This is a genomic window from Streptomyces sp. NPDC005811 (assembly GCF_040630405.1).
GTDB lineage: Bacteria > Actinomycetota > Actinomycetes > Streptomycetales > Streptomycetaceae > Streptomyces.
In genome coordinates this window covers 41,106-63,882 of sequence record NZ_JBEXXK010000011.1, presented here as the reverse complement: position 1 = coordinate 63,882, position 22,777 = coordinate 41,106, and the positions used below count along the sequence as shown (strand labels likewise).

Below are 22,777 nucleotides of genomic sequence, written 5' to 3'. Positions count from 1 at the left end.
TGTCTCGGCCCGGGTACGCGCCTCGGTACGTACCTCACTGGGCGAACCAGTTCCTGGCCTCCGCGGAGCTGAAGCCCCGCAGCACGACGAGGGCGAGGGCGATGCCCGGGAGGACCGAGACGCCGCCTCCCTGGAGCAGGCCCAGCACACCGATCAGCAGGCCCAGCGCCTCGATGACGATGACCGTGACACGTATCCCGTTCAACCGCTTGCCCGCGAGAACGCCGCACAGCAGGAGCGCCCCCGCGATCAGCAGCGACAACACCGCCACGAACCGGAGCAGCCCGACCCCCTCGTCCCGGCCGTGGTCCGCCGCGTCGCTCACCACGGCCAGCAACACGGCGCCGGCCGCCAGGTTCAGTACGGCCTGGACCCATACCCCCACCAGCGCCAGCCTGACATTCCTCGGCATCTGCGCTTTCCCGCCCGCTGTCGTCATGAACGCAAGGAAACGGCACAGGTGTCAGGGGCACGTCGGTAGAAATACAGACTCCACGTACGTATCCGCCGTCGCGGTCCCGCCGGACGACGGTCGAAGGTGGCAGGTGCCGGGCTGTCGCGGATCACTTCGGCAAGGGCTCTCACACCCGCCCGGTGTCATCGACGATGGCCGACACTCATGGCAAGGACCGTCGCAGTACTGCCGTGCGCTCACACGGACGGCCGCCGATGGATCCTCCCCTGCACCCACACACCGTAGCCCCGCGATCGCCGGGCAGTGGGGGCGAGGCCAAGGGGTGAGCCGACGTGATGCCGGCTCACCCCTGTCCCGAGTCGGTCCGGTCAGGTCACCGCGGGCTCGGGGGCAGCGGCCGTCTGCGTCAGACGGCCGGTGCGGTGCAGCCCGAAGAGGGAACCTGCGCACGCCACGCCGAGCACGAGCAGTGTCAGCCAGGGCAGCGCGGACATACCGGCCGACCGCGCTGCGTCCAGTGCCGCTCCGGTGAGCAGGTTGCCCACGGTGATGCCGACACCGCAGATGGTGTTGTAGAGCCCGTAGTGGGTGGCGACGAGCCGATTGCCGGAGAGGCGGACGATGGTGTCCATCTCGAAGGGGTACGCGATCATCGTGCCCAGTGCCAGGAGCAGCGCGGCCAGGGTGGGTGGCACGGCGGCGAGCAGCCACCGTCCCGGTCCCGCGTCAGGCACGGGTACGGCGGTGGCCGCGAGGAGCGGCAGGAACGCGAGGCCCATGCTCAGCAGCCCCCAGGTCAGGGCCTGTCCGGGGGCCAGACGCCGCTTGCACCACGCGGTCACCCGCGTCTGTCCGAGGATCGTGGCCAGCCCGGAGGCGGCGAACAGCAGCGCGACCGCCGCTGTCCCGGACTCCCCCTCGCCGCCCAGTCGTCGTACCTCCAGGGGAAGCGCCAGATAGACCTGGAAGGACAGGACGTACGAGCCGATCATGGCGGTGGCGAAGAGCAGGAAGGCACGGTTGCGCACCACGCCCCGCCACTGCGACAGCACGCTCTGGCTCGTGGCGGCGGCCGTCTCCGCGGCCTGCTCCGAGCGGCGGGCCGGGAGCGCCCGGATCTGCACGACGCTGAGCAGCGCGAAGATCGTGGCCGCCACGAGGCAGGTGACCCTGAAATCGACGCCGGTCAGCACCATCCCCACCAACGGGCCGAGGAGGATCCCCGCCTGGTAGAAGACGTTGAACAGGGCGAAGGCCTCCACTCGGCGCTCCCCCGCGTCGGCCGCGAGGTAGGCCCGGACGGCCGGGTTGAACAAGGCTCCCGCGAAGCCTGTGGCCGCCGAGGCCGCCAGCAGTCCCGGGACCGAGTCGACGAGGCCGAGGGCCGCGAAGCCCACGGTGCGCAGCACACAGCCCGCGACGATCAGGGGCTTGTAGCCGAGCCGGTCGGCGAGTGTGCCGCCGATGAGGAACATGCCCTGCTGGCTGAAGTTCCGCACGCCCAGGACGAGTCCGACCAGCCAGCCGGCCAGGCCGAGGGTCCCGGAGAGGTGCTGGGCCAGGTACGGCATCAGCATGTAGAAGCCGAGGTTGATCGTGAACTGGTTCAACAGGAGCAGTTGGACGCTCCGCTCGTACGAGCGGATCTGGGTGAGCGTGGCTTTCACTTCTCGCCGCCGCCTTCCCCAGCGGTCGTTCCGGCCGTCCGCGCCAGGGGGTCGCTCACCGTCGTGCAGCGGGTCCAGCGGGACACTTCTTTCTCCCCCGGACTGCCGATGACGTCCGGTTCAGCCGACGGGGTCACACCGAGCAGTCCGTGCTCGGCGCAGAACTGGTCGTCGTAGACGGTTTCCAGGTACCGCTGTGGTCCGTCCGGGAAAACCGCTGCGATGCGGGTGCTCCGGGAGGTGGTACGAGCCAGCCAGCCGGCCACCAGTGCGACCGCGCCGACGCTCCAGCCGCCGGTTGCGTAGTGTGAGGCGGCCAACTGGCGGCAGGCCCAGACGGATTCGGCCGGGGCCACCCAGTGGACCTCGCTGAAGTGCTCGTAGGCGACGTTGCGCGGATGGATGCTGGAGCCGAGGCCACGCATGAGGCGGGGCCGGGCGGGCTGGCCGAAGATGGTCGAGCCGATGGTGTCCACGCCCACCAGCCGCATCTCGGGGTGCAGTTGGCGGAGCACGCGGGAGATGCCGGCCGAGTGGCCTCCGGTGCCGACGCTGCACACGAGTACGTCGATGTGGCCCAGTTCCGAGGCGAGTTCATGGGCGAGAGGGGTGTAGGCGGCGACGTTGTCGGGGTTGCCGTACTGGTCGGGGCACCAGGCTCCGGGGTCTTCCGTGAGCCGTTCGGCGACGCGGTCTCGGCGTGCCTGCTGCCAGCCTCCGGTGGGGTGCGGTTCGGGCACCATGTCGACGGTGGCGCCGTAGGCGGTGAGCAACCGCTTCATCGACGGTTCGAGGCCGGGGTCGGTGACGAGGACGACGGGGTGGCCGTAGACCATCCCGGCGAGCGCCAGGCCGAGGCCCAGGGTGCCGCTGGTGGACTCGACGATCGGGTGCCCGGGCTGCAACTCACCGCGGGATCGGGCCCGTTCCACCATGTGCAGGGCGGGGCGGTCCTTGATTCCGCCGGGGTTGAAGCCTTCCAGCTTGGCCCAGAAGCCGCGGTCGGCCGGGGTGAAGGGCTGGGAGACGCGCAGCACGGGGGTGTTGCCGACGAGCCCCGGGAGGGCCGTCGCACCGGCAGGGATGAAGTCACTGCTGGCAAGGGAGTACATGGTCTTCGCTCTCGTTCGTGTGTGACGCGTACGGACGCTCATCTCGCGCGTGGCCGGGCCTGGCGCGCGGCGGATCGGTCGGGCAGACCCGCGAAGGGGCGTCTATATGCGCCGGCGGCAGGTGACAGCGAGAGCGGACCGGCCGCCGCCGGGAAGCCGTGTTCGGGCCCTGTCAGGGAGCGTTTCCTCGGGGATCCTTGTGGCATCCGTCAGCGACACCGGTGTGGCTGTGTCTTGCACGATCCGGACGGACGACGGGGAGACGACCGCCGGACCGAGGCGGGAAACGTGACAGTCGTCGGACTCGGAGGCGGCGAGGAATCCGGCGCCCGAGTGCTCTCCATGCCACGGAACCGCCCTCGACCCGGCGGTCGAGCGATCATGCGGCTGCTCCGCCGGATGGGGTCGATCGCCCGGGCAGACCAGCAGCACCAAGAGAAGGGCGTACAGCGTGCCCCGAACGAGGTGGCTCGTCCGAAGCAGACGTGCGGCTGAGGCACGGGCAGGAGTGGGCGGCACGGGTCCTCCGCATGACGGTCACTGCCTTTGCCGGAAAGTTCTCGGCAGAAGCAAGGATCAGGTGGGGGGGTGAGGGCTCAAGCCGTCGACCGTCCCCGCGCCATCCCGTGGAGGCCGTGCGCAGGAGGTCAGACGCCGTGATCCGGGAACCGGCACGAAGACGTGCCGACGGATCGGAAGGCTCTGACCTAGATACGAAGCACCGCAGCTTCCGCCGTGAGAGTTATGGGCGCAGCGCAGTCTCCTGGCACGGCACGACGCATCTGCAAGGAACCCGGCACTTCCGCGCTGTTCTCCGGGGCCAGCGGCGATACACAGGGCAGGGCTACAACGGGGCCCTGTGGGGGCTGTCCCAGCACGCAATCGGCACCGGCGTGATGCTGTCCGTGCCCGGCATGGCCCTCAAGGCCCTCGCCCACGCGTTGCGCCGGCATGGCGCAAGCAAAGCTTTCCCGCCCGGCATTGGGCTCAAAGTGAACGCCGATCGACGGGGTGTCTGCACCGGCGGTGAGGTGACTCACCGTGTCCTCGGGGCTGCCGGCGTGCAGGTACAGCACACCGAGCAGGAGAAGGCCCAGACTCAGCACACGCCACAGAGCCGCTGATGAGCGGATCCTCTGCGCGTGGGAGGGAGTGCGGGCCGTGATCACACCGTGATCGTAGACCCGGGCGGGGCAGTCCGCGCGACTGTCTGCCGGGGACAGCGCGTGAACAAGCCATTCGAGGGAGCGGCGCCATCGTACGGTGTGCACCTGGCCCGTTCCACGCCTCGGCCGACCTCCGGGCTCGGGGCAATCGCAATCGCGATTCATCCGTCACGCCAACCGAGTTCGATCAGGAGGTTCTTGGCGACTTCGGCGACTTCGGCGTCGGCGACGACGTAGTAGCGGGAGGCGACGATCTGGCTTCGGGGCGCGAAATCGCGACGGCCGCCGGTGAGGGGGCGTGGCAAGCTCCGGAGCCGGCTCCGGCCAGAACAGCCCGAGCACGGTCTCGACCATCCGCAGGTCCGAGCCGATGATCGCGGTCTGTTCGACGGAGAACTCGCTGTGGGAAAGGAAGTCCACCGGCACCCTCGTAGGGCCGCTCGCCGTTCTCGCCTGTGGCTCCGGGCCTCTGGCGGGTGGCGGTCGTGCCCCGATGCCGCGGAGACTGCCCCCGGAACGGGACTGAGGCCGTGCATCCCGAGCAGGCCCAGCAGCGGAGCGCACACGAGCAGCACGAGGGACCGCGACGCAGTGTGCGGCCGGATGAGCCGTCGGTGGCGGGTCGGAGGAGTCAGTGGCCGGCCGTCTACTATGGGCCTGCGTATTCGGCGGCGAAAGGGAGTCGGGGCCATGCGGCGGCTGGGGGATCTTGAGGCCGAGATCATGGACCGGCTCTGGAGCTGGCAGCGTCCGGCGACGGTGCGCGAGATAGTCGACGACATCAACGAGACTCGCCCCGTCGCCTACACCACCGTGATGACGGTGACCAACATCCTGTACACCAAAGGCTGGCTGCTGCGCGCCAAGCAGAGCCGGGCCTGGCTGTACACCCCGGTCCGCAGCCGGGAGGCGTACGCCGCCGCGCTCATGGAGGACGGTTTGGGAGCGAGCCAGGACCGGCCGGCCGCGCTGGTCCACTTCGTCGAGAACATGTCCGCCGACGAGGTCGCCGCCCTGCGCAAGGCCCTGCGGAACGTGAGCCGGCAGGCCAGGGCGAATCGGTGAACCCGGCACCCGCCCTGGTCGGATACACGGCAGCGGTGGGGTTCGTCGCCCCGGGTCTGCTGCTGCGCAGCAGCTGGCCACACCGGGCTCCCGCCCTGGCGGCGGTGGTGTGGCATGCCCTGGCGGTCTCGTTCTCCCTCGCGATCGCGCTCACTGCGGCAAGTCTGGCGATGCCGACCGAGCACCTGCACGCGGGGCTGGTCGGACTGCTGCACACGTGCGGGTTGGACGAGGGCGCTCGTCGGCCCGACCCCGACCCCGACACCGCCGACCGCCTGGCCGTCGGCGTCCCCGCCGTCCTCGGGGTCGCCGTCGTCGCAAGCTTCGCCTTCCATCTCCTACGGGCCCGCCGGGCGCGCACTCGGCACCGGGCGGCTGTCGATCTGGTGGGGCGTCACTCGACCCGCCTGTGCGCCACCGTCCTTCCCTACGACGTCCCCACCGTGTACTGCCTGCCCGGCCGCGGACCCCGGGTCGTGATCAGTGAGGCGGCCGTGCGTCGGTTGACGCCCGAGCAGCTCAGCGCTGTGCTGGAACACGAGCAGGCCCATATCTCGGGCCGTCACCACCTTGCCCTGGCCGCTGCGGAGGCGTTCCATTCGGTCTTCCGCCGGTTGCCGCTCGCCCGCCACCTCCGGGAGCAGACGGCGCTGCTGGTGGAGATGATCGCCGACGACCGGGCGTTGCGCCGTCACTCCCGCGACGTGCTCGCCACGGCCATGTACGAAATGGCGGCGGCCCGCGCCCCGAAGGGCGCCCTGGCCGCCGGCGGGCAGTCGGTGCTCATCCGTCTGAAGCGAGTGCTCGGTCCGCCCGCGGCTCCGCATCCCGCTCTGTGGGGGGCCATGGCCGCCCTGGCCATGGCCGCTCCTCTGCTTCCGCTGCTCGTCGCCTGCCCGCCCGGCCTCGGCTGACCGGATCCGTGCCCCTGCGTGCCGCAGAGAACCGGGCGGGCGAGGCATGGCAACTGGCACTGCCACCTTGCCAAGAGGCGGCACTGAGCCACGGCTCCCGCAGTACAGCGGCAGCCTCGAATCCACGGAACACCTCAATTCCTCTGTCCGTTCCGGACCTCCGCCTCCCCGACAGCAGCATGCCGGAAGTTATTGCAATCCTTTTGCACCTGAGTATCGAATGCCGGGGAGGATGGATCACGACATCGAGCACGACCCCGATCAAGGACACCACCATGACCGTTGCCTCCCAGCCGAAGCCCGGCCTTGTCCGGCGGATACGGGGAGCCCTCACACCCCGCGAATGGGCCCGGGCGGGCGGCCTCGCAGCGGCGATCCTCGCTCTGCACGTCATCGGCTGGGGCACGCTGCTGCTGGTCGTGGTGCCGCAGCATTTCGACCTGGGCGGAGGGCAAGGCGCTTTCGGGGTCGGCCTCGGCGTCACCGCGTACGTGCTGGGCATGCGGCACGCCTTCGACGCGGACCACATCGCCGCGATCGACAACACCACCCGCAAGCTCATCGCCGACGGCCAGCGCCCGCTCTCCGTCGGCTTCTTCTTCTCGCTCGGTCACTCCTCGGTCGTCTTCCTGCTCGCCCTGTTCTTCGCGCTCGGCGTGCGCTCGCTCGCCGGGCCGGTGCAGGACGGCGGCTCCGCGCTGCACCAGACCCTGGGCTTCATCGGTACGTCCGTATCCGGTGTGTTCCTCTACCTCATCGCGGCCTTCAACCTCGTCGCCCTCGCGGGAATCCTGAAGGTCTTCCGCCGGATGCGGTCCGGCGGCCACACCGAGGCCGACCTCGAGGCCCAGCTCAACGCCGGCGGGGGTGTGATGACCCGGATCCTCGGCCGGGCCACCCGCGCCGTGGGCAAGCCCTGGCACATGTACCCACTGGGCTTCCTGTTCGGCCTCGGCTTCGACACGGCCACCGAGGTCTCGCTGCTGTTCCTGGCGGCGGGCGCGGCAGGCGCCGGGATTCCCTGGTACGCGATCCTGTGCCTGCCGGTACTGTTCGCAGCCGGGATGAGCCTGCTGGACACGATCGACGGCTCGTTCATGAACTTCGCGTACTCCTGGGCCTTCTCCAACCCGGTCCGCAAGGTCTACTACAACATCACCATCACCGGCCTGTCGGTCGCCGCCGCGCTGATCATCGGCACGGTCGAACTCCTGTCGATCGCAGCGGAGAAGCTCTCCCTGCACGGCGCCTTCTGGGACTGGGTCGGGGGCATCGACCTCAACAGCGTCGGCTACGCCGTCGTCCTGCTGTTCGTCGTCACCTGGGCAGCCGCCCTCCTGATCTGGCGGTACGGCCGGATCGAGGAGAAGTGGGCGCTCGCCCCACAGGTCGCGGGCGACTGATCCACTCGCACGGGAGAGCTGGTGAGCCGCAGCCACTCCAGATGGCCTCGGCCTGATGAGCGCCGAACCGCCGTGCTGCACCGTTTTTCGCAAGGACGGCTTCGGCACTACCGACGACGAGGACGGCGGGAGTCGACCCCTTCGGCGGGGTTCGCGAGACGGGCCGGCAGGTACGTCCAGCGCGCTCAGCCGCTTGTCCCCTGATCGCCGTGCCAGCAGCAGTACGTCCGTCCGGAGTGGCCCGCTGTCGCCGCGATGACTTCGCGGCCATTGGCGCCGATGACCTCCCACGCGCTGGGCGTGCCCGCAGAGTTGGGCAAGGCAGCGGCCCGCTCATCGGGTGCCGAACATGATCGGCCAGCCGGCCTGGGCGGGCCGACCGGCGGCCGCGGGGCGCAGAGGCCGCGGACGCCGGACGGCGACGAGCGGCACTCAGGCCTGGTAGGCGACGTTCGCCATCATCCCGGCCTCGCCGTGGTAGGCGTTGTGGCAGTGCAGCATCCACTGGCCGGGGTTGTCGGCGTCGAAGAAGACGGACAGCCTCTTCTTGGGAAGCACGATCGCGGTGTCCTTGCGCGGCCCGGAGTCGCCGATCTGGTACGTGTGGCCGTGCAGGTGCATCGGATGCCACATGGTGGTGTCGTTCACGAAGTCGAGCCGTACACGCCGGCCCTTCTCGATGAGGATGGGGTTCGCCTCGGGGTCCGCCATGTCGAACGGCTTGCCGTTGATGGCCCAGTTGTACTTGTCCATGCCGCCGGTCAGCTTGATCTGGTGGGTGACGTCGGTCTTGGCGGACTCCAGGCGCACGTCGGCCGCGGCGCGCAGCTGGGACGCCGTCATGATCATGCCGTTGAGTTCCTTCGGACGGACCGTCGCGGACGGCCTGCCTCCCGATCCCGTGCGGACCAGGGCGAGGCCGTTCGCGTCCTTGCCCTCGGCCAGGGCGACGAGGGGGTAGACACCGTCGCCGAGGGTGACGAGGACGTCGTAGCGCTCCCCCATGCCGACCAGGAGGGCGTCGACCTCCTGGTGCTGGACCGGGAATCCGTCGGTGTGGGTGATGGTCAGCCTGTGGCCGCCGAGCGCGACCCGGTAGGCGGTGTCCCCGCCCGCGTTGATGATGCGCAGGCGCACCTTCTTGCCGGGCTTGCCGGTGTACACGTCCGGGTCGGTCGCGATCCGGCCGTTGATCAGGTGATGCGGGTATTTCACGTCGCCGGCGTCTCCGCCGAGCAGCTCGCTCTCGGCGCCCATGAGAATGAACTTCGTCGACATGCCGCCCGGCGATGAGGCGGAGGGGGACGTGGAGCCGCTCCCCATGTCCATCCCGCCCATGTCCATCCCGCCCATGTCCATGTCCCCCATGTCGTGGCCGTCCATGCCGCCCATGCCCTGCTCGAGCTCGGCGAAGACCTCGTCGGGGGTGCCGGTGACGCCGTCGACCCAGTCGTCGAGGAGGACGACCCACTCGTCGTCGTAGGCGAGGGTCTCCTTGGGGTCCTCGACGATCAGTGGGGCGTACAGGGCGCGATCGAGCTGGACGCCGACGTGGGGGTGGAAGAAGTACGTGCCCGGGGCGTCGGCGATGAACCGGTAGGTGAAGGTGGAACCGGCCCGGACGGCGGTCTGGGTGGCGGGCGGCACTCCGTCCATGTCATTGCGCAGGGCGATGCCGTGCCAGTGAATCGACGTGGCCGTCTTGCCGGGGAGCTGGTTGGACAGCTCGGCCACCAGGGTGTCGCCGACGGAGAGCCGTACCTCCCTGCCCGGGGCGTTTCCGTCGAAGGCCCAGGTCTTCGGCATGATGCCGCCGCCCAGGTCGATCATCGCGGATGCGGCTGTCAGGGTGACCTTCTGCCGTCGGCCGGTGCTGGTCCGCCTCTTCTCTGTGGCGGCGACCGCGGACCCGGCCGGGTCGACGAGGGCGCTTCCGCTGCCGGAGCCCCCGCTACAGGCGGTGAGCGCGCCGGCCCCGGCGACTCCGAGACCTGCGAGCAGGACGGAACGGCGGTTGATGCTGTTCATGATGTGGGTGTCCTCTGTGTCGTACTGCCGATGCGGTCGCGAAGGGACGGCACATCGCGCGCCGTCCGGCGCGGCTATATGCGCAGTTGCGAGAGGACGGTCAGGTCCGGCGGAGCCCGCCCGACCGCGGCACGAGGTGCGCTCACGGCCACCGCCGACCGGAGGCTGGTCAGCGGCTCGAACACGCCATGACCGGGTACGGCGAGCTGGACGGAGGAGAGGCTCCCCGACGAGCAGTGCTGCATGCCGGGCATGCAGCACCCGCCCATCGCGGCGTTGTCCGGGACGGCGTCCGAGATGGACGGCGCTGTGGCGTCCGGCGTCATGCCGGTGTCCTGACGGGCCCCCGGCATGGCATGCCCGCCGTGAACCGAACCCGGCATCATGGGGCCGGCCTGGGCGGCACGGGGCATGGACGACGAGGCTCCCGTCGCGGACGTCTCATGGTGGACGAGCACGGCCAGCGCGACGCACAGGATGAGGAACACCCCGTACGCCCACCGGACGGCCGAGCCGCCCTGAGCTGTCCGTCGTATCGCCATGAGCTCCATCCGTGTGCCGTGGTGGCCGATCACCGGAGTACCGCATCTTACCCCCTGGGGGTACCTGACCGCTCTCTTTCCCCGCACCTGAACAGCCTCCGACCCAGCAACGTACTAAGGACCCTAGGAGATGGCGCCCACGCGTCGCACCAGAGGGCACACCCTGCGACAGGCGGAGTCCGCGGCGCGGATCGGGCGTGCTCGGACGTTCGGGAAGGTGAAGATGGGAACTCTCGCGCTCAGTTGGGCCATTGCGTCAGTCGCCGCCCTCGTGGCCGCAGTCAGCGCGGTCCGGGTCGCCACCACCAGCGGCGAGGACCGCTTCGCGGCGGGGGGCGATCTACTGATGGGCCTGTGCATGGCCGCCATGACACTGCCCGCGACAGTCGCGTGGTACGCGGGCTACGGCATCTGGTGGGCGGTGGCGTTCGGCACGCTCGGACTCGGCGGCGTGGCGATGGCGGTCAAGCGCACCCGCACGCACGGGTGGAAGCACGGCCGCCACTGGGTGCACCTCATCATCGGGAGCGCAGGCATGGTGATCATGACGCTCGCCATGACGAGCACGTCATCCGGACCGGTGCTGGCCCTGGGCGGCTCGTCCATGGCCCACATGCCGGGGATGGAGAACATGGCGAGCACGACGGCCTCCGACCAGATGGCGGGCATGGAGTCCACGCGTGGAATGGAGGGGATGGAGTCCATGGAGGGGATGGGCTCCATGCGCGGGATGGACATGCCCGGCATGACGAAAGCCGCGGCCGACACCGGCTCGTCCTCGGTGTGGCGGTTCGTGCTCGTGGCGCTTGCCGTGTACTTCCTGCTGTCGATCGGCGCATCCGTGTGGGCGAGGGTGCGGGGCACCGACCGGGCCGGACGAAGCTCCGACTCACGATTCAGCTGGGGGCGCTGGCTGCTCGCGATGCCGGACACGGTGTTCGTCTTCCTGGCGTCACTGACGATCTCGGTGTGGGACCGGACCAGGATGGCGCAGCGGTCGGGCCATGGCCGGCGCCGCAAGCTCGGAGCCGCTCCCGACGCGGCCCTTGCCGCCCATCTCGGCATGGGCGGGACCATGTCCGCGATGCTGCTGATGATGGTTGCGTGAGAGCCGGACACGCCTGGGGGTGAAATGTCGACCTCGCCGTCGATGTCGTGGACATCACGCACGAGAACCCCGTGTCGGCCAGTGCTCAGTGTTGCGGCAGGGTCTGCTCCGCCCAGATCACCTTGCCCTGAGGCGTGTACCGGGTTCCCCAGCGCTCGGTCAGTTGCGACACCAGGAACAGTCCCCGGCCGCCTTCGTCGGTCGTGGCGGCGTAGCGCAGGTGGGGCGAGGTGCTGCTGCCGTCGGTCACCTCGCAGATCAGCGTGCGATCGTAGATCAGTCGCATGTGGATCGGCTCGCAGCCGTAGCGCACGGCGTTGGTGACGAGCTCGCTCAGGACGAGTTCCATGGTGAAGCCCAGCTCGGACAGCCCCCATGCGTCGAGTTTGCCGGTCGCCGCGGTGCGTACCCCCGCGACGGCTGCCGGATCGGCGGGCACGTCCCACTCGGCGATCCGGTCCGGCCGCACCGCGTGGGTGCGGGCGATGAGCAGAGCGACGTCATCCGTGGGGCGTTCGGGCAGCAGCGCTCCCAGCACGGCCTCGCAGCTCTCCTCCGGCGCGCGCTCGGGGTGACCCGCCAGGGCCTTGCGCAGGAGTTCCATTCCCTCGTCGAGGTCGCGGGTCCGGTCCTCGATGAGGCCGTCGGTGTACAGCACGAGCTGGGATCCTTCGGCGATGTCCAGGTCAGCGGCCTGGAAGGGCATGCCGCCGAGACCCAGGGGTGGCCCTGGTGGGAGCTCGGGGAAGGTGACGTCCCCGTCGGGATGGACCACCGCGGGAGCCGGATGTCCCGCGCGGGCCATGGTGCAGCGGCGCGTGGTGGGGTCGTAGATCGCGTACAGACAGCTGGCGCCCACGACGGCGGCGGGGCTCTCCGTGCACGCCTCGTCCTGGTCGATGCGCCCGACCAGGTCGTCCAGATGACCCAGGAGTTCGTCGGGGGGCAGATCGAGCGTGGAGAAGTTGTGCACCGCGGTCCGCAGCCGCCCCATGGTCGCGGCGGCGTGCAGACCGTGGCCGACGACGTCACCGACGACGAGGGCCACGCGGCTGCCCGGCAGGGGAATCACATCGAACCAGTCCCCGCTCACACCCGACTGGGCCGGGAGGTACCGGTAGCCGACGTCGAGGGCGCTCTGCTCGGGCAGGCCTCGCGGCAGCAGGCTGCGCTGGAGCGTGACCGCGAGGGCGTGCTCCCGCGTGTACCGGCGGGCGTTGTCGATGCTGACCGCGGCACGCGCCACCAGCTCCTCCGCCAGCGAGAGCTCCTCCTGGTCGAAGGGGTCGTGCTCCTCGGCGCGCCAGAAGTTGACCATGCCCAGGACGACACCGCGGGCCTGGATCGGAGCCGCGATGAGGGAATGGATGCCGTAGTCCATGATGAGGCCGGTGCGCTCCGGGTCCTGCAGATGCCATCCCGTCGCGGTGGACAGGTCGGTCACCAGTTCCGAGCGGCCGGTGCCGTAGCCGCGCGCCTGGGGCGTGGACGGGACGAAGTCGATCAGCCGGCCCTTCTCGTAGAGCGGCTGGTCGTCGCGGACACCGCAGACCGCGACGCGTCTCATGCCCTTCGCCGTGCTCGCCGGTTCCTCGCCGTGCAATACGGCGTCGGCCAGGTCCACGGTGACGAAGTCGGCGAAACGGGGGACGGCGATACGGGCGAGTTCGTCGGCCGTCCGGACCACGTCCAGGGTGGTGCCGATGCCCAGTCCGGCGTCGTAGAGGAGCTTCAGCCGCTCCCCCGTGATCGCCGCCCGGCCGGCCGCGGCCCGCAGCTCCGTGGAGTCGCGCAGCGTCACCACGGTGCCCTTGGGTCCTCCGCCGCCGTCCGTGGGCCTCTGGTTGACCACCAGCAGCCGTGGTCCGGCCACCTGCACCTCGTCATTCGCCTCGCGGCCGGACCGGAGCAGCGACATCATCTCCGGTTCGAGGGCCGGCATCCGGGACACATGCTGGCCCTCCGCGTCCGGGGGCAGCTCCAGGAGCCGCCTGGCCTCGTCGTTCGCCAGCAGCAGCCGTCCCTCGTCGTTGACGATGAGTACCCCTTCGCGCACGGAGTGCAGCACGGCGTCGTGGTGCTCGTACATGCGGGTCATCTCGTTCGGGGCGAGGCTGTGGGTCTGCCGTCGCAGCCGCCGGCTCACCAGCACCGTGGCGGCGGTGGCCGCGGCGAGGGCGACCGCCCCGGCGGTGAGGATGATCGGTATCTGCCGCTCCACCAGACCGGTCACGTTCTTGACCTTCAGCCCGGCGGAGACGAGGGCCACCACGTGGCTCCGGGTGTCCCGGATCGGCACCGTCGCCTGGACTTCCTCACCGAGGGGGCCGTGCACGCTCTCGGTGTAGACCTTGCCCGCCAGCGACGGCTCGATCTTTCCCACGAACCGCTTCCCGATCCGGTCCGGCAGGGGGTGGGTGTAGCGGATCCCCTTCGTGTCCATCACGACGACGAAGTCGACGCCCGCGGCCTTGCGTCCGGCCTCGGTCAGCGGCTGCAGGATCTTCGAGGGATCGGGCGCTCGCAGTGCCGACAGCACACCCGGGGAGTGCGCGAACGTCTGCGCCACGGCGATGGATCTCCGTTTGGCCTCGGCGTTCGTGTGCCGCTGCGACTGCAGGACCAGGGCGAAGACGGCGAAGGCCACGAGCAGCACCACCAGCGCCACCTGCATGAGGAACATCTGCCCCGCGACACTCCGCGTGTTCTTCCGTATCGGTGCCCATAGCCGCGATATGCGCCGGAATCGGGCAAAGCGGTCATCCATCCGGCATTTCTAGCACTGGTTACCCCCCTCCGTCACGGGCCCGCCTCCGAACCGTCCCTGTCCGCACCGCCGCTTCACCGCCCCTGGCACCCCACGAACCACTTGAGGCAACAAACGCCACGGAAGCACCAAGGGCTCCGTGAGCGGTCCGCCCCGTTCTACGCCCGGGCATGGGTGGCCTCGTCGACGAGGCCCTGGAGGCAGGCCGATCGACGGCGGCCCAGTTCGGCGTGATCGGCGTCGTCGTATCCCGCCGCCTGCTGGTAGTCGGCGAGAGCCTGCTGCCAGGAGCCGCGTGACTGGTGCAGCTGCCCCCGGTGGAGAAACGCGGCCGCGTCGGTCCGGACGGTCAGGTATCGGTCGGCGTCCCGGAGCGCCTGGGCCACGTCCTCCATGGCGAACAGGGTGGTACTGCGGTTCTTCAGAGCGGCGGGATGGGACGGGTCGCGCACCAGTGCCCTGGAGAAGTCCGCCAGGGCGGCCTCCAGATCGCCCGAGGACAGGTTCACCAGCCCGCGTATGCAGAGCAGGTCGGGATGGTCGGGTTCGGTGCGCAGCGCCGCGTCGGCATCCTGAGCCGCCTCGGCCGGCCTGCCCGACCGGTAGTGCAGCGCCGCACGGTTCAGCCTGGCGCGGGCGTACGCCGGGTCGAGTTCCAGTGCGAGCGTGTACTCGTCCAGGGCCCGCTCGCTGTCGTGCCCGGCCGCGCAGGCCAGCCCGGCGTTGAAGTGCATCTCCGGGGTGGGCGGGCCGACTTGGATCGCCATGCGGTAGTCCGCCAGGGCCGCGCGGTGGTCGCCGCGTGCGCGGTGGGCGTTGCCGCGCTCCATGTACAGATCGGCGCTGAACGGTTCCAGGGCGATCGCCTCGGTGTACGAGGCGACGGCGAGGTCCGCGCGCTTCGACGCCAGGTGCGCCTTGGACAGGTTCTGCAGGAGGATCGGGGCCTCGGCCCGGAAGCGCTCCGGGCACAGCCGGCGCAGGTCGGCCAGCCCTTCCTGTTCCAGGCGGATCGCCTCGTCCGTGCGCCCGGCGCGGGCGGCGAGCAGCGCCCGAAAGTTCTTGTCGACGAAGATGCGGTTGCAGGTCTCGCCGGGACCTTGCGGCGCGCTGTCCAGGAACGCGATGGCCTGTGCCATGTGCTGCGCGGCCTTCGCCAGATCACGCTGCTCCGGCGGGCGTAGCCGGGCTTGGATGACACCCAGCGCATAGCTGCAGATCATGCCCATGCGGGGGTCGTCGGTGGTGGAGAGCCTGACCGTGCAGAACGCCTCGGCGTCATCGAGGCGTCCGAGGTGCATCAGCGAGTAGACGGTGGTCGAGCAGAGGGTGCGTGCCGTGGCGAGGTCGCCGTGCGTCGCGTACCGGGCGGCGGTGCGTGCGGTGTGCAGCGAGGCCTCGTAGAACCCGACCGTCAGGTAGTGCTCCGCCGCCGCGGTGAACGCGCGCGCGACGACGTCGGGGGATGCCGTGCTGTGCTCGAGATGGTGCAGCACGCTGCCGAGGTCGAGGGAGCGCTGCTTCCTGGCCGTCAACTCCTCGGCCCGGACGAGGTGTTCCTCGGGCGTCAGGTCTGCCGCCGCCCGTTCGGAGCGGGCTTCGGCACCGTCGTTCTCGTCGTCCCGTACCACCTCCAGCAGGTCCGGGTCCGCTCGCAGACTCAGGATGTCCAGGAATTCCCGCTGGAGCGGATCCGCCGATGCCGTGTTGGTGAACTCCAGCTTCAGCGGCGGGGCGCCGTCCAGCCGCGACCGCCAGCGCAGGACGAGACTGGCCAGGCCGTGTGCCAGCCATGTGGTGCGGTTGAGCATGAACGGGATCGCGGCCGGCTTGCCCAGAGCTTCGGCGAGGTCGGGGCAGAGGTCCAGGACGTCGGTGTGGGTGTCCGGAGCCAGAGTCACGACACAGAGGGCGAATTCCCGCACCAGGTCGGGGCTGTCCCGGCAGATGTCGGGCAGCAGCTGCCGCATCAGGTTGTTGCAGCCCACGTAGGGGTAGCGCCCGAAGGCGTGGCAGTCGACGGCGACGGTGCGCGCGGCGGGCATAACTGTCTCCTGGTGAGAGACGTGATGCCGCCCCGAGTACGGAGGCGGCATCACGTCGGCGGGGTCAGATGACGCAGATCGAGGGCGTGAGGGTGGCCTCACCGGTCTGCTCCGGGACCGCCACGGCCAGGGTGGTGGTGCTGGCGGAGACGGCCTGCCCGCTCGACACGGCGGTCGTGGTGTACGGCGCTGTGGGCGCGTCGGCGGCAGCGGCGGGGTGGGTCGCACCCACGACGGCGGCGACCGATGCTCCGATGACTCCGGCGATGGCAGGTGACTTGACGCGGTTCATGCCGTGTTCCTTACAAGTGAACTGATCTGTGATCAGGGGCAGTTGGCTGTGCTGAGATCGTGTCAGGAGTGATCGGCCGTTTCGGCTGCTGCGGCCGGTGAGCGGCTAAGTACAGGGAAACGGGACGCGAACCGTCGTGTCAGAGGGAGCCGGTGAGTGAGGCGGTGACGAGTTCGGTGCGGGAGCGTTTACCGGTGCGGGCGAGCAGCCGCGACAGTCGTCGGGCGGCCGCGTCCTCGGTGAGGCGCAGGACGGCGGCGATCTGGGGAGTGGTGAGTTGCTCGGCGAGCAGGGTGGCGAGCAGGCGGTCGTTCTCCGTGGTGGCCTGCTTGCGGCTGGGGACGGTGAGTCCGGCCTCGCGTAGCGCGGTCCTGGTGTGGAAGCGCCACAGGGCGGCGCCGGTCAGGTCGAACAGTTCGTAGGCCTCGTGCAGGAGCGTGGCCGGGACCGCGCCCGCCGTGGCTGCGGCCACCAGGGTGGTCGCCGTCTCGAACGGCAGGCCCCGCAGGCGGGCGAGGTCCACCGCCTCGTGCAGGTCGCGGCGGGCGGTGTCGGGTGCTTCTCGTCGGCGGACGCGGGCCGAGGCCAGCAGGTACAACAGGTGGGAGCGGTCGGTTCCCGTCCGGTGGGCGATGTGCTCCAGATGTCGCAGGCAGGCCGTCGCCTCGCGGTCGCGACCCGTTCGGGCTGTCACCTCTGCCAGCTGGGCCCACAGTTCGTCGGTGCCGTAGATCTGGTCGTGCGCCTGTGCGCTGTCCAGCCCGCTGCACAGGGTCCTCTCCGCCTGGTCCGCACGGCCGAGAGTCATGAGCAGTTCGGCCTCCGAGGCGTGCAATGCGCACTGCGGCGGGCTGCCGTCAGGGCCGCGCAGGTCCTGCACGAGGTGAAGGGCGCTGGTGACGCGTCCCTGGGCGAGGAGGATGGCCGCTGTCCGCGCGGGAAGCAGGGAACTGTCCGCCACCGGGGTGGACTGGATGTCGTGGGCGGCGAGGAGCCGGCGGGCTGATTCGAGTGCCAGGTCCCACCTGCCCGTGAGGTGATGGTGGAGGAACTGGCTGAGCGGTGGCAGCACGTGCACGGTCAGGCCGGTGGTCTTCAGCAGGGTGTCGGCCGTGGTGAGGTCGTAGCGGGTGAGCAGGTTGTCGAACATGCCGCTCGCCAGCGAGTACACCTTGCCCGGCGGGAGTCGGGAGGCGTCGGACATGGCCAGTGCGCGCCGGTAGCGTTGCGGTCGGCCCAGCGCGAGTTCGGCCATGGCGTGGAAGATGTCAGGTGCCGCTCGGGCGCGGGGACCGGTGTTCCACACCGTCTCGGTCCTCTTGAGCAGGTCCGCTGTCTCCTGCCACTGCGAGAGGTGGCACAGGGCCAGAGCCTGGCCGGTCACCTTGGCCAGGTCGGGTACCGGCAGTGCGTCCCACCAGTGGGTGGTCGCGAGCCGGGACATCGTGGGCCAGTCGCGTTGGTTGGCCGTGACCGCCACGATCAGACAGGCCGCCTCCTGAAGGTCGAGGTCGCTCAGCAGCGGTCCCGGGTCGCGCAACAGGGATTCGGCGGAGGCCCGTGCGGTGGGGTAGTCGCAGGCCAGGTAGGCGGCTGTGCCGTACTGCTGGAGGACGAGATCGCGGGCGTCGGCGTGTTCGGTCAGGTCACGAGCGGCCCGCAGCCACCGCAGGACCCGCCCGTCATCGGTGCCGGGCCGCATCTTCCGGGCGGCGGCCGTCAGTTCACCGACCGCGCGTTCCCGGTCGACCAAGCTGCCTGCGTCCGCGAGCCGGTCGGCGTGGTAGGCCAGGGCGTCCGTCTCGTCGAGGAGGCCCGGCGCTGGGGGGACCGCTGGTCCGGTGCGCTCCGCGTCCGCTTCCTTCCAGAGGACCTCGACCGCGGCGGCGGACAGCCGGCTGCGGCGCACGGGGCTCATCCGCTCCCGGACGGTGTGCGCGGTCAGCGCGAGCCGGAAGGTCCAGCCCCGCACCGTGGTGGCGTCCGGTCCGGGCACCTCGTCGACGACGCCTGCCTCGATCAGGCGGCGGGCGCTGTCGTGGACGAGGTCGGTGGACAGGCCGGTGCAGGCCGCGGTCATCCGAAGGGCCGGCCGGCCCAGGGGCCCCAGGATGCTCAGTGCGGCGGCCACCGCGCGCTCGGGCTCGCCGAGTCGGTCCAGGGCCGTGACGAAGCGGTCGTCGTCGGGCAGCGTCGGTACCTCCGCCCTCGCGGGTATGAAGGCCCGGCCGTCGGCGATCCGGATCACGCCACGCTGCGTCCAGCCGGTGAGCAGGGCCTCGACAGCCCCCGGAAGGCCGCGCGTCAGCTCGCCCACCCGCCGCGCCAGGCCGGTGTCCGCTTCGGCGTGCAGCCACCGCGCCACCAGGGCGGTGGTGTCGTGCGGGTGCAGCGGGAGCAGGACCACGGTGCGAGCCGTCGTGGCATCGGCCGGATCACGGCGCGCGTCCTCGCGGGCGGGCGCAAGGGTGCTCGTTCTCGCGCCGGTCGCGGTCGGCGCGGTGTGCCAGGGAACCGACACCACCATCCGTACACCAGGGACGTCGATCCGGCCGAGTGCGGCCAGGGAGCCGGGATCGGCATGCTGGGCATCATCGACGAGGACCATCACCGGCGCGCGCCGGGTGAGAGCCGTGCGCAGCACCGCCTCCATCGCCACCTGGTCCTGCCGGTCCGCGGCCGACAGCGCCTGGGCGACCAGCCCTGCCGCCGGCTGACGGCCTTCCGGCTCGGACCGGCGCTCCTGCACCGCCATGACCAGTCGCAGCGCCAGCAGCAGCGGCCGGTCACCTTCGCCGGTGGCGCAGTCCACAGCGTGTACGGCGATGCCTTTCGCCCGCAGTCGCTCTCCCGTCGCGCGCAGGAACGCGCTGCGGCCCACACCGCGTTCGCCTCGTACGAGGACAAGGCGCGGGCCGCCGGAGTCGCTCAGGAGGTCATCGATCCTTCCCGACTCCTGCTCGCGACCGAGCAGGACGTCGCCGGGACAGTCCATGCGGGCGTGCCTGCCCCAGCGGACCAGTTCGTTGGTGTGCGGCCCCACAGTCACCATCCGGTTTCCGAGAAATGCCTGGTGGGTGAGGAAATGCGGCCGTGTCCGGCTGCGTACCCGTGCCCAGGTCTACGTCAGCTCACCGACCCTACGAGCCGCTCCGTCCCGCCCTGAACCGCCACGGCCCCTGCGGCCGTCTCCCGTGGCAGGGAGAGCAGTTCACCTCCGCCCGGACCAGGGAACGGAAAGTGGTGGAGCGCCGTCTCACCTCGGGTTGAGCAGAACGAACGAGGTGGCACCGTGCGGGAACGGCGTGGAGTGGTCATCGGCAGAGTCGACGAGGTCCGCGCGCTGGCAGACACCCTTCGCGCTTCGGGTGACACGGCACGTGTCCTGCTCGTCACCGCCGGGGCCGGGATGGGCAAGACCACCGTCCTGGAGCAGGCACGGCGTACGGCGGCCCAGGACGGCGCGACAGTGGTGCGGCTCGGTTGGGAAGACGAAGCCGACGGCCCTCCGCACACTGCCGACCCGGCCGTCGGCGCCGCCGGATGCGGTCTGGTCCTCGCCGGGCCCACCAGCGGCCTGGCGGCTGTGTCCCCCGCCACGAGGTCACGGTTGCGGACCGCCGAGCGAACGGGCGGGGTGAGCGGGCTGTCCGCGTTCTCCCGGGCGCTGGCCACGGCAGCCCGCCAGGTTCCGCTCGCCTTGGTCGTCGACGGCATCGACCGTATGCCGCGGCCTGCCGCCGACGCGTTGGGGCTGCTCCTGCGGGTCTTCCGCCCGCACGGCGTACCCGTGGTGATGACCGGCCGGCCCTGGCCCGCCGGGGATCCCGCCCGCGCTCAACTGTCGGCCGCGGCCGACGAGGTCCTCGCACTGCCCCCGCTGCGCCCGGCCGACGTCGCCGGGCTCGTCGACCTCCACATCACCCGGCGGTTCGGCCGCCCGGCCGACCACGCTCTGGCGGACGCCGTGTCACGGGCCCTGGGCACGCTGGCGGGCAACCCGCGCGCCGTGCTGTCGGTCCTCGACACCCTGGACGAACGGGACCTGCTGGAACTCGACGGCCGGATGTGCCTCCTGCACGGGGCGAAACACCTACGACTGGCCACCGAGGACGCCTTCCTCCTCGGCTTCGGCCGGCCCCACGCCACCCCGTACCCCGGGATCGTCGAGGCCGCGATCGTCACCGCGCGCGTGCTGGACCATGCCGAGGTTCACATCGACGACGCGTTCAGGATGACGCCGTCGGCCGGCGCCCGGGCCCTCGAGCGCCGACTGGACCGGCTGATCACGGACAGGATCCTGACCGCGGACCCGCACGGCCGCCTGTCGTTCGCCGTACCGGCGCTCGCGTCGGCCTTACGGACCCTGCCCCTCCAGCGCGACGTCCAGGCCCACTCCGCCCGGTACATCACCTCGCTGACGGACAGAATCGGTGCCGAGGCCACCGGCCGCGGCTACCCCAGGCTCGCCGATCGCGTCGCGGCCTCCGGCCCGCTCCTCGACGACGCCCTCGCGGTGCCGCTGCTGCTGGCCGCGGCCCGTGAGGACGCCAGGACCGACTGGCCCCGCGCCGCCCGCGCCTACTCGGCCGCACTCCACCGGCTCACACCGCACGATGCGCGCACCCCCGCCGTCCTCCACGAGGCGAACACCCTGAGCCTGCGGCACGGCGACCACGACGGGCTCCTCGCGCTCGGCGAGCCGCTGCGCGCCCTCCTGGAAACACCGCACACCGCAGACGCCGAGGACGCCGGGAAACCAGCCGACCTGGGGAGCGTCGCCGCCGCGTGGGCGTGGGCGGCCCTGCACGAACACCACGGCTCCCCCGATGACATCCAGCCCCGCTCCGGCACGACGGCCGACCGGTTTCCCACCGTGACCGGGCTGGCGGCACTCGGCGGCCTGTACGGCATCGGCACGCTCACGCCCGTGCGGACAACGGCCGCCGCCCACACCCCGGACGCCGAACCCGGGCACCACCGCACGCCGCTGCCCTCACCCGCCGAACTGCGTCTGGTGGCCGCCGCGGTGGGCAGCCACACCGAAGTGAGCCGAGCACGGCACCACCTGCCCCCTGAGGCCATCGACGACCAGGCCCTGGACCGACTGCGCCACGGCGCCGCCTACGGGGACCTGGCCGGCGCGCTCACCGCCGTCCTCGGCGACCGGTATGTCACGGCGGCGGACAGCATCGCGGCCCAGTACCGGGGCATGGTGCGTGACTACCTGGCGGGGAACTGGGAGGCCGCGCTGGTGGCCGCCCGCCGCATCGAGGTGCGCAGCCGCACCCGCGCCACGGCGGGCGTCCCCCATCTGCCACGGGCGCTGGCCGCGGAGATCCATTGCGCCCGAGGAGACGTCGCACGCGCCCGCTCCTGGCTCGACCTGGTCCCCGACACCCTCGCCCATCCCCTGACAGCGCGGGCACGGCTGGCGGTCAGGTACTGGTCCGGCCGAACGGAGGACGCGCTGGGGCAGGCCTGGCACGACGCGCAGCAGGCACGGAAGAACGGGCAGCTCGCAGGGGTCGAGCGGCTGCTGCTGCGTATCCTGTCGCTCGCCGCCCTCGACGACGGACCGCACCCGGTCCAGCAGGTCCTGGAGGAGCTGGAAACCCTCCACGCGGAGGCGGGCACACCGATGGCCCACGAGGCCCTCCTCATCGCCCGCGGCATCGCGCACCACGACACGGACAGCGCGCTGTCCGCCCATCGGCTGATCAAGAGCCGGGGCGACGTCCACCTGAACGTCATCTCCTGCATGGGCCTGACCCACATCGCCGACGATCCACGGCCCTGGCTGGCCGAGGCCGTACGCGACGCCCGCCGACTCGGCCTCGGACGGCCCTTCCGCACCGCCGTCAACCGCGCCGCACGTCGGCGTGACATCCCCCTCCCCAGACTCCGCGAAGCCAAGGAGATGCTGACCGCAGCCGACATCGGGCTGGTACGCATGATCAGTGACGGCGCGACCAACCGGCAGATCGCCGCGGAACTCGCTTGCAGCCACAAAACCGTGGAACAGCGCCTGGCACGGCTGTTCCAGCGCACAGGCTGCCGCTCCCGCAGGGAACTCGCCGCCTTCTGGCTGAACGAAAGCCTCCCCCTGCCCCGGACCGCGTCCGATCCCTCCGGCCCGCACAGCCCGGACGACCGCTGAACGGGCGAACGCCGAGTACGCCGACCGCCTCCCGGCCGTCGAGGACGCCTCCGGCCGGCGACCACTGGCCCTGCTCAAGCAACTGGACGCCAC

16 protein-coding genes are annotated in these 22,777 nt (G+C 70.9%); 6 read left to right on the top strand and 10 right to left on the bottom strand.

All coding sequences use genetic code 11. The features are described 5' to 3' along the window. Positions 1-34: 34 nt before the first annotated feature. From ABZ490_RS14040 to ABZ490_RS14030, 3 genes are all read right to left on the bottom strand, one after another. Positions 35-412 (bottom strand): hypothetical protein, encoded by a 378-nt coding sequence (locus ABZ490_RS14040; protein ID WP_358988951.1) that lies wholly within the window; start codon positions 410-412, stop codon positions 35-37. A 371-nt stretch (positions 413-783) separates the two neighbouring features. After that, complete coding sequence (locus ABZ490_RS14035; RefSeq protein WP_358988949.1) at positions 784-2,082, bottom strand: MFS transporter; 1,299 nt, start codon at positions 2,080-2,082, stop codon at positions 784-786. Further along, a complete protein-coding gene (locus tag ABZ490_RS14030; protein ID WP_358988947.1) occupies positions 2,079-3,194 on the bottom strand; it encodes a PLP-dependent cysteine synthase family protein in 1,116 nt (371 codons plus the stop codon). The genes ABZ490_RS14035 and ABZ490_RS14030 overlap by 4 nt, the downstream gene beginning before the upstream one ends. A 656-nt stretch (positions 3,195-3,850) precedes the next feature. Between ABZ490_RS14030 and ABZ490_RS14025 the strand changes: the two genes are divergently transcribed. Next, on the top strand, positions 3,851-4,318 hold the full coding sequence (locus ABZ490_RS14025; protein ID WP_358988945.1) for a hypothetical protein: 468 nt from the start codon (positions 3,851-3,853) through the stop codon (positions 4,316-4,318). A 203-nt stretch (positions 4,319-4,521) separates the two neighbouring features. On the opposite strand, the gene ABZ490_RS14020 is transcribed toward ABZ490_RS14025, so the two are convergent. Then, complete coding sequence (locus ABZ490_RS14020) at positions 4,522-4,665, bottom strand: hypothetical protein (protein ID WP_358988943.1); 144 nt, start codon at positions 4,663-4,665, stop codon at positions 4,522-4,524. A gap of 385 nt (positions 4,666-5,050) precedes the next feature. Here ABZ490_RS14020 and ABZ490_RS14015 point away from each other — a divergent pair, with 385 nt between their 5' ends. From ABZ490_RS14015 to ABZ490_RS14005, 3 genes are all read left to right on the top strand, one after another. After that, positions 5,051-5,425: a BlaI/MecI/CopY family transcriptional regulator gene (locus ABZ490_RS14015; RefSeq protein WP_358988941.1), complete on the top strand. Its 375-nt coding sequence runs from the start codon at positions 5,051-5,053 to the stop codon at positions 5,423-5,425. Beyond that, complete coding sequence (locus tag ABZ490_RS14010; protein WP_358988939.1) at positions 5,422-6,339, top strand: M56 family metallopeptidase; 918 nt, start codon at positions 5,422-5,424, stop codon at positions 6,337-6,339. The genes ABZ490_RS14015 and ABZ490_RS14010 overlap by 4 nt, the downstream gene beginning before the upstream one ends. Positions 6,340-6,614: 275 nt before the next feature. Further along, positions 6,615-7,742: a HoxN/HupN/NixA family nickel/cobalt transporter gene (locus tag ABZ490_RS14005; RefSeq protein ID WP_358988937.1), complete on the top strand. Its 1,128-nt coding sequence runs from the start codon at positions 6,615-6,617 to the stop codon at positions 7,740-7,742. Between the two features lie 432 nt (positions 7,743-8,174). On the opposite strand, the gene ABZ490_RS14000 is transcribed toward ABZ490_RS14005, so the two are convergent. Both ABZ490_RS14000 and ABZ490_RS13995 read right to left on the bottom strand, forming a co-directional pair. Beyond that, the gene (locus ABZ490_RS14000) at positions 8,175-9,770 is read right to left on the bottom strand and encodes a multicopper oxidase family protein (protein ID WP_358988936.1); all 1,596 of its coding nucleotides are present in this window, start codon (positions 9,768-9,770) and stop codon (positions 8,175-8,177) included. A gap of 74 nt (positions 9,771-9,844) precedes the next feature. Next, positions 9,845-10,312 carry a hypothetical protein gene (locus ABZ490_RS13995; RefSeq protein WP_358988934.1) on the bottom strand — a complete coding sequence of 156 codons (468 nt, stop codon included), beginning with the start codon at positions 10,310-10,312 and terminating at the stop codon, positions 9,845-9,847. A gap of 223 nt (positions 10,313-10,535) precedes the next feature. On the opposite strand from ABZ490_RS13995, the gene ABZ490_RS13990 reads away from it, so the two are divergent. Further along, positions 10,536-11,420, top strand: a complete 885-nt coding sequence (locus tag ABZ490_RS13990; protein WP_358989198.1) for a DUF5134 domain-containing protein — start codon at positions 10,536-10,538, stop codon at positions 11,418-11,420. Between the two features lie 85 nt (positions 11,421-11,505). Here the strand turns inward: ABZ490_RS13990 and ABZ490_RS13985 are convergent, their stop codons facing one another. The 4 genes from ABZ490_RS13985 to ABZ490_RS13970 all read right to left on the bottom strand — a co-directional run bounded on the left by ABZ490_RS13985 (position 11,506) and on the right by ABZ490_RS13970 (position 19,576). Then, positions 11,506-14,103, bottom strand: a complete 2,598-nt coding sequence (locus ABZ490_RS13985; RefSeq protein WP_358988932.1) for a SpoIIE family protein phosphatase — start codon at positions 14,101-14,103, stop codon at positions 11,506-11,508. Between the two features lie 242 nt (positions 14,104-14,345). After that, the gene (locus tag ABZ490_RS13980) at positions 14,346-16,232 is read right to left on the bottom strand and encodes a tetratricopeptide repeat protein (protein ID WP_358988930.1); all 1,887 of its coding nucleotides are present in this window, start codon (positions 16,230-16,232) and stop codon (positions 14,346-14,348) included. A gap of 64 nt (positions 16,233-16,296) precedes the next feature. Next, positions 16,297-16,524, bottom strand: coding sequence for a hypothetical protein (locus tag ABZ490_RS13975; protein WP_358988928.1), 228 nt, complete (start codon positions 16,522-16,524; stop codon positions 16,297-16,299). A 139-nt stretch (positions 16,525-16,663) separates the two neighbouring features. After that, a complete protein-coding gene (locus ABZ490_RS13970) occupies positions 16,664-19,576 on the bottom strand; it encodes an AAA family ATPase (protein WP_358988926.1) in 2,913 nt (970 codons plus the stop codon). Positions 19,577-19,816: 240 nt separating this feature from the next. On the opposite strand from ABZ490_RS13970, the gene ABZ490_RS13965 reads away from it, so the two are divergent. Then, positions 19,817-22,684 (top strand): LuxR family transcriptional regulator, encoded by a 2,868-nt coding sequence (locus ABZ490_RS13965; RefSeq protein ID WP_358988924.1) that lies wholly within the window; start codon positions 19,817-19,819, stop codon positions 22,682-22,684. Positions 22,685-22,777: the final 93 nt, after the last annotated feature.

Bases quoted from the DNA above. Each gene is read 5' to 3' on its own strand.
- ABZ490_RS14040 (WP_358988951.1), bottom strand. From the start codon at position 412: ATGCCGAGGAATGTCAGGCTGGCGCTGGTGGGGGTATGGGTCCAGGCC.
- ABZ490_RS14030 (WP_358988947.1), bottom strand. From the start codon at position 3,194: ATGTACTCCCTTGCCAGCAGTGACTTCATCCCTGCCGGTGCGACGGCC.
- ABZ490_RS14015 (WP_358988941.1), top strand. From the start codon at position 5,051: ATGCGGCGGCTGGGGGATCTTGAGGCCGAGATCATGGACCGGCTCTGG.
- ABZ490_RS14005 (WP_358988937.1), top strand. From the start codon at position 6,615: ATGACCGTTGCCTCCCAGCCGAAGCCCGGCCTTGTCCGGCGGATACGG.
- ABZ490_RS14000 (WP_358988936.1), bottom strand. From the start codon at position 9,770: ATGAACAGCATCAACCGCCGTTCCGTCCTGCTCGCAGGTCTCGGAGTC.
- ABZ490_RS13995 (WP_358988934.1), bottom strand. From the start codon at position 10,312: ATGGCGATACGACGGACAGCTCAGGGCGGCTCGGCCGTCCGGTGGGCG.
- ABZ490_RS13990 (WP_358989198.1), top strand. From the start codon at position 10,536: ATGGGAACTCTCGCGCTCAGTTGGGCCATTGCGTCAGTCGCCGCCCTC.
- ABZ490_RS13985 (WP_358988932.1), bottom strand. From the start codon at position 14,103: ATGTTCCTCATGCAGGTGGCGCTGGTGGTGCTGCTCGTGGCCTTCGCC.
- ABZ490_RS13980 (WP_358988930.1), bottom strand. From the start codon at position 16,232: ATGCCCGCCGCGCGCACCGTCGCCGTCGACTGCCACGCCTTCGGGCGC.
- ABZ490_RS13975 (WP_358988928.1), bottom strand. From the start codon at position 16,524: ATGAACCGCGTCAAGTCACCTGCCATCGCCGGAGTCATCGGAGCATCG.
- ABZ490_RS13970 (WP_358988926.1), bottom strand. From the start codon at position 19,576: ATGGTGACTGTGGGGCCGCACACCAACGAACTGGTCCGCTGGGGCAGG.